The sequence below is a fragment of the Falsiroseomonas oryziterrae genome, assembly GCF_021864505.1.
Taxonomy (GTDB): domain Bacteria; phylum Pseudomonadota; class Alphaproteobacteria; order Acetobacterales; family Acetobacteraceae; genus Falsiroseomonas; species Falsiroseomonas oryziterrae.
Window position 1 is genome coordinate 1 of record NZ_JAKJIB010000147.1, and the last position, 9171, is coordinate 9171.

13 protein-coding genes and 1 tRNA gene are annotated in these 9171 nt (G+C 72.6%); 10 read left to right on the forward strand and 4 right to left on the reverse strand.

Annotation, left to right across the window (positions count from 1 at the left end; genetic code table 11):
• The 3 genes from L2I40_RS12960 to L2I40_RS12970 all read left to right on the forward strand — a co-directional run.
• A partial coding sequence (locus L2I40_RS12960) for an ROK family protein (protein WP_237215378.1) occupies positions 1-269 on the forward strand: 269 nt, incomplete at its 5' end.
• The gene (locus L2I40_RS12965; RefSeq protein WP_237215379.1) at positions 266-649 is read left to right on the forward strand and encodes a hypothetical protein; all 384 of its coding nucleotides are present in this window, start codon (positions 266-268) and stop codon (positions 647-649) included. The genes L2I40_RS12960 and L2I40_RS12965, both read left to right, overlap by 4 nt.
• Positions 649-1905: a DNA polymerase IV gene (locus L2I40_RS12970; protein WP_237215380.1), complete on the forward strand. Its 1257-nt coding sequence runs from the start codon at positions 649-651 to the stop codon at positions 1903-1905. Before L2I40_RS12965 ends, L2I40_RS12970 begins: the two co-directional genes overlap by 1 nt.
• Here the strand turns inward: L2I40_RS12970 and L2I40_RS12975 are convergent, their stop codons facing one another.
• On the reverse strand, positions 1906-2550 hold the full coding sequence (locus tag L2I40_RS12975) for an ion channel (RefSeq protein ID WP_237215381.1): 645 nt from the start codon (positions 2548-2550) through the stop codon (positions 1906-1908).
• Between the two features lie 10 nt (positions 2551-2560).
• Positions 2561-3358: an SDR family NAD(P)-dependent oxidoreductase gene (locus L2I40_RS12980; RefSeq protein ID WP_237215382.1), complete on the reverse strand. Its 798-nt coding sequence runs from the start codon at positions 3356-3358 to the stop codon at positions 2561-2563.
• A gap of 159 nt (positions 3359-3517) precedes the next feature.
• Here L2I40_RS12980 and L2I40_RS12985 point away from each other — a divergent pair, with 159 nt between their 5' ends.
• Both L2I40_RS12985 and L2I40_RS12990 read left to right on the forward strand, forming a co-directional pair.
• Complete coding sequence (locus L2I40_RS12985; protein ID WP_237215383.1) at positions 3518-4225, forward strand: hypothetical protein; 708 nt, start codon at positions 3518-3520, stop codon at positions 4223-4225.
• A 29-nt stretch (positions 4226-4254) separates the two neighbouring features.
• The gene (locus L2I40_RS12990) at positions 4255-5223 is read left to right on the forward strand and encodes a Bug family tripartite tricarboxylate transporter substrate binding protein (RefSeq protein ID WP_237215384.1); all 969 of its coding nucleotides are present in this window, start codon (positions 4255-4257) and stop codon (positions 5221-5223) included.
• A 35-nt stretch (positions 5224-5258) separates the two neighbouring features.
• Here L2I40_RS12990 and L2I40_RS12995 read toward each other — a convergent pair.
• Positions 5259-5333: transfer RNA gene (locus tag L2I40_RS12995), tRNA-Gly, on the reverse strand.
• 78 nt (positions 5334-5411) lie between these two features.
• On the opposite strand from L2I40_RS12995, the gene L2I40_RS13000 reads away from it, so the two are divergent.
• Positions 5412-5915, forward strand: coding sequence for a prolyl-tRNA synthetase associated domain-containing protein (locus L2I40_RS13000; protein ID WP_237215385.1), 504 nt, complete (start codon positions 5412-5414; stop codon positions 5913-5915).
• A gap of 2 nt (positions 5916-5917) precedes the next feature.
• Here L2I40_RS13000 and L2I40_RS13005 read toward each other — a convergent pair whose 3' ends face one another.
• Positions 5918-6406, reverse strand: coding sequence for a DUF3597 domain-containing protein (locus L2I40_RS13005; RefSeq protein ID WP_237215386.1), 489 nt, complete (start codon positions 6404-6406; stop codon positions 5918-5920).
• A gap of 122 nt (positions 6407-6528) precedes the next feature.
• On the opposite strand from L2I40_RS13005, the gene L2I40_RS13010 reads away from it, so the two are divergent.
• From L2I40_RS13010 to L2I40_RS13025, 4 genes are all read left to right on the forward strand, one after another.
• Positions 6529-7482 (forward strand): thioredoxin family protein, encoded by a 954-nt coding sequence (locus tag L2I40_RS13010; RefSeq protein WP_237215387.1) that lies wholly within the window; start codon positions 6529-6531, stop codon positions 7480-7482.
• 78 nt (positions 7483-7560) lie between these two features.
• The gene (locus L2I40_RS13015) at positions 7561-8220 is read left to right on the forward strand and encodes an LON peptidase substrate-binding domain-containing protein (RefSeq protein ID WP_237215388.1); all 660 of its coding nucleotides are present in this window, start codon (positions 7561-7563) and stop codon (positions 8218-8220) included.
• A gap of 30 nt (positions 8221-8250) precedes the next feature.
• Positions 8251-8436, forward strand: coding sequence for a Trm112 family protein (locus L2I40_RS13020; RefSeq protein ID WP_237215389.1), 186 nt, complete (start codon positions 8251-8253; stop codon positions 8434-8436).
• Between the two features lie 144 nt (positions 8437-8580).
• Positions 8581-8946 carry a gamma-butyrobetaine hydroxylase-like domain-containing protein gene (locus tag L2I40_RS13025; RefSeq protein WP_237215390.1) on the forward strand — a complete coding sequence of 122 codons (366 nt, stop codon included), beginning with the start codon at positions 8581-8583 and terminating at the stop codon, positions 8944-8946.
• The last annotated feature ends 225 nt before the right edge of the window (positions 8947-9171 follow it).

A 9171-nucleotide genomic window follows, 5' to 3' on the forward strand; every position in this document is an offset into this window, starting at 1 on the left:
CCGCGGCCGGCGACGCGGCGGCGCGCGCGGCGCTCGACCGCCATGCCGATCGCCTGGCGCGCGCGCTGGCCGCGGTGGTGAACCTGCTGGACCCGGATGTCATCGTGCTGGGCGGCGGGCTGTCGAACATGGCGCATCTCTACGAGGCGCTGCCGCGGCTGATCCCGCGCCACGTCTTCAGCGACGCCTTCGACACGCCGGTGCGCCAGGCGATGCACGGCGACAGCTCCGGCGTCTTCGGCGCGGCGCGATTGTGGGACACGCCATGATCGGCGCGGGCGTGCTCTGGTTCGCCGTGATGTTCGGCCTCGGCTTCCTGCTTGGGCCGGTGCGGATCCTGGTGCTGGAGCCGCGCCTCGGCCCAACCGGCGCGGTGCTGGTCGAGGCGGTGCCGATGGTCGCGGCCATGACGCTGCTCGCGCCCTGGGTCGCGCGGCTGTTCGACGTGGCGCCGACGGCCGCGGCGCGGCTCGGCATGGGCGCGGTCGGGCTGATCCTGCTGCTGATGGCGGACACGCTGCTCGGCTGGCTGCTGTTCGGCCGCGGCGTCGGCTCGCTGCTCGAGCGTCCGGCGACCTGGGACGGCCGGGTGTACCTGGCGATGCTGCTGCTCTTCGTCCTCATGCCCTGGCTGCGGCGGCGCGCCTGATGCCCGCGCTCTGCCGCGATTGCGACCACATCGCGGACGAGCCCTTCGCGCGCTGTCCGGCCTGCGGCTCGCGCCGCGTCGCGGCGCATCCCGAGCTTTTCGCGCTCACCGTCGCGCATGTCGATTGCGACGCCTTCTTCGCCTCGGTCGAGAAGCGCGACCGGCCGGAGCTGCTGACGAAGCCCGTCATCGTGGGCGGCGGCAGGCGTGGCGTGGTCGCTGCCGCCTGCTACGTCGCGCGCACCCGCGGCGTGAAGAGCGCGATGCCGATGTTCAAGGCGCTCGCCGCGTGTCCGGACGCCGTCGTCATCAAGCCCGACATGGCGAAATACGCCGCCTGCGCGCGCGAGGTGCGGCGGCTGATGGAAGCGCTGACGCCCATGGTGCAGCCGCTGTCGATCGACGAGGCGGTGCTCGACCTCGCCGGCACCGAGGCGCTGCACCGCGCGCCGCCGGCCGTCGTGCTGGCGCGCTTCGCCCGCGCGGTCGAGCGCGAGCTGCGCATCACCGTCTCGATCGGGCTCGCGCGCAACCGGCTGCTCGCGAAGCTCGCGGCCGAGCGCGACAAGCCGCGCGGCTTCGCCGTGCTGGGCTCCGAGGCGGCCGCGTGGCTGGCCGAGCAGCCCGTCGCGCTGCTGCCCGGCGTCGGGCCGGCGCTGGCTAGGAAGCTCAACGCGGCCGGCTTCACGCGGCTTGGCCAGCTGGCGGCACTCGATCCGCGCGAGGCGGCGCGGCGCTTCGGAGAGGACGGGCCATCGCTCTGCGCCCGCGCGCGCGGCGAGGACAGCCGCCGCGTCACGCCGGATCGCGAGACGAAATCCATCTCCGCCGAGACGACCTTCGATGCCGACCTGCGCGGCGTGGCGGAGCTCGAGAAGCCGCTGTGGCGGATGTGCGAGAAGCTGGCGCGGCGGCTGAAGGAGAAGGACCTCGCGGCCGGCGGGGTCGTGCTGAAGCTCAAGACGGCGGGCTTCGAGACGCGGTCGCGGCATGCGCGTCTGGCGAACCCCACGCAGCTGCCGGAGACGCTGTTCCGCGCCGCCCAGCCGCTACTGGCGAAGGAGGCGACGGGGGCCGCCTTCCGCCTGATCGGTGTCGGCGCGCAGCCGCTGGCGCCGGGCGCCGAGGCCGATCCGCCCGACCTCGCCGATCCGGATGCGGCGAAGCGCGCGGCGAAGTGGAATGCGGTGGAGGCGCTGCGCGAGCGCTTCGGCGCCGCCGCCGTGGTCAGCGGGCGGGGGCTCGACAAGAGCTGATCAGCGGCGCTCGCGGCTGGCGAGCTCCAGCGAGACGAGGCGCGCGAGCAGCACGGCGATGAAGATCTGCCCCGTCACTGCCTGCAGGGTCACCAGCGTGCGCGCGAGCGGCGCGACCGGCGTGATGTCGCCGAAGCCCGTGCTGGTCTGCACCACCAGGCTGAAATAGCGGAACGGCTCGGCGGTCCCGAGCGCGCCGGTGAAGGCGCCGGGGCTCGTCGCCTCCAGCGTCTCGTAAGCGTTGGCGAAGAGCAGCGCGACGAGGAGATAGAGCGCGATGGCGCCTTCGATGCGGCGCCCCGTCACCTCGCCGGGCGCCAGCACCTGCCGCAGCAGCGCGACGGAGAGCAGCAGCAGGCCCGCGACTGCGCCGATGCCGCCGACGATCGGGCTCCGCAGCGCCATCGCGGCGAGCAGCGCGGCCCCGCAGGCCAGGACGGGCCAGCGCACGGGCGTCGGGCGCGTCAGCGCGAGGACACCCGAGACCAGGGTCAGGAAGGTGACGAGGACCGGCAGCCCGGGCGGCACCCAGCCGATATCCGCCAGCGGCTGCAGCACGAAGAGGCCGGTGACGAGCCCGACGAGCAGCGCGTGCATCGCGCTGTCGCGGACGCCCGGCGTGCCGGAGGAGGCGGCTTCGGCCATCGGCTGCCGCCTACAGGTTGCGCCGCTGCGCGCGCAGCGTCGGCAGGCCGATGCCCGTCGCCTCGAACCCGCCATCCACGGCGATCACCTGGCCGTTGATGTAGCTGGCGCGGTCGGTGCAGAGGAACATGATCGCCTCGGCCAGCTCGCTCTCCAGCCCGTAGCGGTCGAGCGGGATCGTGTCGTGGTAGTCGCGGCGGATCTCGGGCGTGTGCACCGCCTTGGCCATCGCCGTGTCCACCGGGCCGGGCGCCACCGCATTCACGCGGATGCCGAGGGCGGCGAGCTCCACCGCCTGCTGCTTCGTCAGATGCGCGAGCGCCGCCTTGGAGGTGCCGTAGGCGGTGCGGAGCGTCGAGGCGCGCAGGCCCGAGATCGAGGTGATGTTCACCACCGCCCCGCCGCCCGTCTCCGCCATGATCGGCGCCGCGGCCTGGGTGCAGAGGAAGGGGCCGGTCAGATTGACCGCCATCACGCGCGACCAGTCCTCGAGCGTCGTCTCGAGCATCGGCTTGAACACCGCGGTGCCGGCATTGTTCACCAGCGCATCGAGCCGCCCGAAATGTCGCGCGGCGTGCGGGACGGCCCGCGCGACGCCGGGCGCGTCGGCCACGTCGCAATGCAGCGGCAGGGTTGCCTCCGGCGCGGCGAGGTCGGCCATCGCCGCGTCCAGCAGGCCGGCGTCGATGTCGAGCAGCGCGACGCGCCAGCCTTCCGCCAGGAACCGTCCCGCGGTCGCCCGGCCGATGCCGCGCCCGGCGCCGGTGACGAGCGCGACGGGCGCGCCCTGTTGGACCTGCGACGCCATGGTGCCTTGCCTCCCGAGACTTCCGTCATCCTCCCATGCGGCGCGCCGATCGGACAGCGAGGCGCGCAGCGTCCGCGCCGGGCGGACAGGGAGAGATTTCGTTTGACTGTAATCGCCGATGTCACATAACCGCGTCGGTCATCCGACGGGGAATGCAGGATGTCCGGAACGAACGAGCTTCCAACGAAGATCTCACCCGCCGGGCCGAACGGCGTCACCGACTACATCAACAACTCCTCGAACGTGCCAGGTTCGGCCGGCAAGGAAGTGGCCCAGACCATCGCCTCCGAATCCCTCAGCTTCGCGGTCGAGAACACCATCAAGTTTGGCGGCGAGGCGGTGGTGGGAAAGGGCCTCGGGGGCGCTGTGGGGGGCACCGCCGGGGCTTTCATCGAGCCAGCCATCTGGGTGCTCCAGGACCAGCCCGTGCCGAAGGAGGACAAGATCAAGTGGGCCGTGACGGCGGCGCCGGGCGTGGCGGCCGGCCCCTTCGGCATGGTGGCCGGCGCCGTCACCGGCGTCTTCAAGGGCGTCATCGACGGCATGGAGGATGACTACGTGAACCAGGCGCGGGCCCGCGAACCGGAGGCGAGGCGGGACTTCATCCGGTCCGTGCGCTTCTGGGATGCCGGCGGCAGCGAGCTTGTCGCACGGAGCATCGCGGAGCATGGCGGCGTCGCCTGGCGGGTCAGCCGGGCCGCGACCTGGGTGTACATCGCCGACGCGACCGGCAAGCTGGTCTGCGACTACAAGCCGAGCTTCTCCTACGAGATCTACAAGCCCGACCTTCCGTTGCGCTTCACCGGCCGCGATACGCGCGGGATGCGCTTCATGTGGCGCCCTCATCCGGGAACGCATATGGGATAGGGCGATCCATCCGGACGGAGCCGCCCGCCATGATTCGCCCGACCCGCCGAGCCCTGCTTGCCCTCGCCGCCGCGCCGCTCGCCACGCCCGCGCTCGGGCAGACCTGGCCGACGCGGCCGATCCGCATGATCGTCGGTTTCGCGCCGGGCGGCAGCACGGACCTGCTCGGGCGCGCGGTGGCGGAGGCGCTGCGGCCGCACCTGCCGCAGCCGCTGGTGATCGAGAACCGCAGCGGCGCGCAGGGCGCGGTCGCGACCGAGGCGGTGGCGCGCGCCGAGGCCGACGGCCACACGCTGCTCGTCGCCTCCTCCACGCACAATATCAACCGCCACCAGCTGCCGCAGCTGAGCTACGACCCGCTGCGCGACTTCACGCCGCTCGCCGTGCTGTCGCGGCAGATGCTGGTGCTGACGGTCGGCGCCTCGCAGCCCTTCCGCGACGTGGCCGCCGTGGTCGCCGCCGCGCGGGCCGCGCCGCAGCCGATGCCGTTCGGGGCGACAGAGGCGCTGACCGCCTTCGCGGGCCATGAATTCGCGCGCATGGCGGGCCTGCGGCTCGAGGAGACGCAGTATCGCGGCGGCGCGCAGCTGATGCCGGACCTGATGGCCGGACACCTGCCGATCGGCTTCACCTCCACGGCGACCCTGCTGCCGCTGATGCCGACCGGGCGGCTGCGCGGGCTGGCGGTGACGGGCGCGACGCGCTCCTCCGCGCTGCCCGACGTGCCGACGATGCAGGAGGCGGGGTTCCCGGGCTACGAGGTCACCGGCTGGGGCATGCTGCTCGGCCCTGCCGGGATGCCCGCCGCCGTCGGGGCGCGGCTGCACCAGGCGCTGACCCTGGCCTATGCCGACCAGGCGCTGCAGGCGCGGCTGGCGGCGCTGGGGCTCGAGGCCGATCTGCGCGGGCCGGAGGCCGCCACTGCCTTCCTGCGCGCCGATGCCGCGCGCTGGGACGCGGCCGCCGAAGCAGGCCTGATCAAGCGCGCCGCCAATTGAGGCGTGTCGCCGGCGGATCCCGAATTGTCTGAGAATGGAGCGGGCGAAGGGATTCGAACCCTCGACCCCGACCTTGGCAAGGTCGTGCTCTACCCCTGAGCTACGCCCGCGCTCCGTGCGGAGGCCGGTCCTCTAGCCCCGGCCGGATGGGATTGCAAGCCACCCCCGGCAGGGGCATTCCGCACGCCATGCCGGAAACACCCGAAGGCCTTCTCGCGCGGCTCGACGCGCTCGGCATCGCGCATCGCACCGTGACGCATCCGCCGGTCTTCACCGTCGAGGAAAGCAAGGCGCTGCGGCCCGACCTGCCGGGCGGGCACTCCAAGAACCTGTTCCTCCGGCCGAAGGGCGACGGCCCGTTCCTGCTCGCCGTGCTGGAGGAGGATCGGCGGGTGTCCGTCAACGCCCTGGCCCGCGGGCTCGGCCTGCCGCGCGTCAGCTTCGGCAGCGCGGCGGAGCTGGTCGCGACGCTCGGCGTCGAGCCAGGGTCCGTGACGCCCTTCGGCCTCGTCAACGCGCGGCCGGGCAGCGTGCGGGCGGTGTTCGACCGCCACCTGATGGACGACTTCGAGTGGGTGAACTTCCACCCGCTGACAAATGCGATGACGACCGCGATCCGCCCCGGCGACCTGCTGCGTTTCCTCCGCCATCTGGGCCATGAGCCCGAGCTGGCGGAGCCGCCGGCAGGCTGACCTCAGCGCTTCAGCTCGTCGGGCACGCGGCCGCCATTCTCGGCGAGGCGGCGCATCACCTGCCGGTGCAGCCACGTGTTCATCTCGGCGCTGCCGTCCCTGGCGCCGGTGTAGCCCAGTTCCTCGGCCAGCTCCTTGCGGGCCGCGAGGCTGCTGTCGAGGCCGAGCAGCTTCATCAGGTCGACGATGGAGGTGCGCCAGTTCAGCTGTTGGCCGCTGCCGGCCGCCATGCCGCTCAGCACGGCCTCGACATCCACCGGCTCGACCTGCGCGCCGCCCTGGGTGGCCATCGGGGCGGGGCCGGCGGCCGAGCCGGAGGGCTGGGCGACCTGTCCGCCGAAGCGGCCGGCTTCGTCCTGGGCGCCCGGGGCCAGGGTCTCGGGCGCCACCCGGCTCGGCGACTGTTCGGGCGCCTGGGCGCCGCCCTGCGCCGGGATCGCCTCGGCGCCACGGCCGAAGATGCGGGACATGATGTTCCGGAACACGCTCATCGGGGGTTTCTCCCTGCCTCCGGAGCGCTGCAACGGCTGCACGGGACTGTCGTTCCGCCATGCCTTGTCCTGGCCGCGCCGCCCGCGCACATATCCGGCGACAAGACTTGGGAATGCCTGCCATGGACGTGATCTTCGACCCGACCCGCCAGACCGCCCCTGGGGGCGGCAGCGGCGCGGGCGCCGCCGACATCATCAAGGACGGCGACCAGCGCGGCTTCATGCAGGACGTGATCCAGGCCAGCCGCGAGGTCCCGGTGCTGGTGGACTTCTGGGCGACCTGGTGCGGCCCCTGCAAGACGCTGACGCCGACGCTCGAGAAGGTGGTGACGGCCGCGCAGGGCCGGGTGCGCCTGGTGAAGATCGACATCGACAAGAACCGCGCCCTGGTCCAGCAGCTGGCGCAGATGGGCCTGCCGCTGCAGTCGGTGCCGACGGTGGTCGGCTTCGTGCAGGGCCAGATCGCCGACCTCTTCCAGGGCGCGCTGCCCGAGGGCGAGGTGAAGAAGTTCGTCGAGGGCCTGCTGAAGATGTCCGGCGGTCAGCTGCCGGGCGCCGACCTGCTGGCCGAGGCCAAGGCGGCCGAGGAGCAGGGCGACCACCGCACCGCGCTCGAGCTCTACGCCGCCCTCGCCCAGTCCGAGGGCGAGAACGCCGAGGCCTATGCCGGCCTCGCCCGCGCGCTGATGAACCTCGGCGAGGAGGAGCAGGCTCAGCAGGTGCTCGATGGGGTCACCGACAAGATCAAGGAGCATGCCGCGATCGCCTCGGTCCGCTCGGCGCTGCAGCTTGCGATCGAGGGCCGCAAGGCGCGCGAGAAGCTCGGCGAGTTCGAGAAGCGCCTGGCCGCCGATCCGGACGACCATGCGGCGCGCATCGACCTGGCGGTCGCGCTGAACGCGATGGGCGAGCGTGGCAAGGCGACCGATGCGCTGATGGAAGCGATCAGGCGCGACAGGGCCTGGAACGACGAGGCGGCGCGCAAGCAGCTGCTCAAGTTCTTCGAGGCCTGGGGCTTCGACGACCCCGCGACCCTTGCAGGACGGCGGAAGCTCTCCACCCTTCTGTTCAGGTAAGCCGCTCGTCTGCGGCATTCCGGGACGCCGCCCTTTGGCGGCGACCCGTTCAGCCGCGGCTGCGGCCCGAAGGAGCCGATGCCCGCCTTCCATCCCGCCTTGGCGGATCTCCCCCCGGAGATCCCGATCTTCCCGCTCTCCGGCGCGCTGCTGCTGCCGGAGGGTCGGCTGCCGCTCAACATCTTCGAGCCGCGCTACCTGGCGATGGTCGAGGACGCGCTCGGCGCGGGGCGGATGCTGGGCATGGTGCAGGGCGACCCGAACCTGCCGAAGCGCGGTGGCGATTCGCAGGTCTACAAGGTCGGCTGCCTGGGGCGGATCTCCTCCTTCTCCGAGACCGATGACGGGCGGCTGCTGATCACGCTGACCGGGCTGATCCGCTACCGCATCGCCGAGGAAATCGAAGGACGGCGCGGCTATCGGCGGGTGCGCGCCGACTATGCGGAGTTCGCGGCGGATCTCGCGGTGGACGGGGCACCGCCGGCGCTGGACCGCGAGGCGCTGTTGACGGCGCTTCGGCCTTATTTCCGCGCCCGCGGGATCGAGGCGAACTGGGCCGCGATCGAGCAGACCGGCGATGCGATGCTCGTCACCACGCTCTGCATGGTCTGTCCCTTCGACGTGCGGGAGAAGCAGGCGCTGCTGGAGGCGCCGGGCCCGCAGGAGCGGGCGCAGATGCTGGTGGCGCTGATGCAGATGGACGCCCACGGCATGGCGCCCGAGGGGCGGCCGAGCTAGACAGCGCCGGCCACGAGACGGGGTGATGCGATGAGCGGCGAGGCGACGACCGAGGTGGATCCGCGGCTGCTGGAGATCCTGGTCTGCCCGGTGACCAAGGGCCCGCTGCGCTACGACCGCGAGCGCCAGGAACTGGTCAGCGAGAAGGCGGGCCTCGCCTACCCGATCCGCGACGGCATCCCGATCATGCTGCCCGAGGAAGCGCGGAAGCTGTAGCTTGCCCTCAGGCGCCGGGCGCCGGCTCCGCCGGCTTGGCTGCGCGCAGGCCGCGGTCGCCCGGGCTGGAAGGCGCACCCTGTGCGCGGGCCGCATTCGCGGCCTTGGCTGGCTGCGCCGGCCATCCTAACCGGAGTTCCCGGAATGCCCACGCCGACCGAGATCCGGCTGAACCGCGCCGAGAAGGTGCTGCATGTCGCCTTCGACACCGGCGAGAGCTTCGCCCTGCCGGCAGAGTACCTGCGCGTCGAGAGCCCATCGGCCGAGGTGCAGGGCCATGGGCCCGGGCAGAAGGTGATCGTGCCCGGCCGCCGGCATGTCGGGATCATGCGCGTCGAGCCGGTCGGCCATTACGCGGTCAGGCTGGTCTTCGACGACCTGCACGATACCGGCATCTACTCGTGGGACTATCTCCACGAGCTTGGCCGGGACCGGGAGGAACGCTGGGCGGCCTATGAGCAGGCGCTGGCCGCCAAGGGGCTGAGCCGGGACCCGCCGCGCCGCGGATGAAGCCCGCCAGGGGCCTCACCCGCTGACGATCCGGTTGGCGTCCGCCGGGTCAGTGACGGGTCGGCCTGCGGTTGGCAGGCGCCTTGGGGGCCGGCCCCTTGCGGCGCGCGACGGCGGCCCGCATTCCGGCCGCGCCCTTCGGCTTGCGTGCCGTCTCGGTCGCGACCGTCGCGCTCGTGACCGGCTCGGGTTCGGCCGGCGCCACGCTTGCCGGGGCGGGCGGCT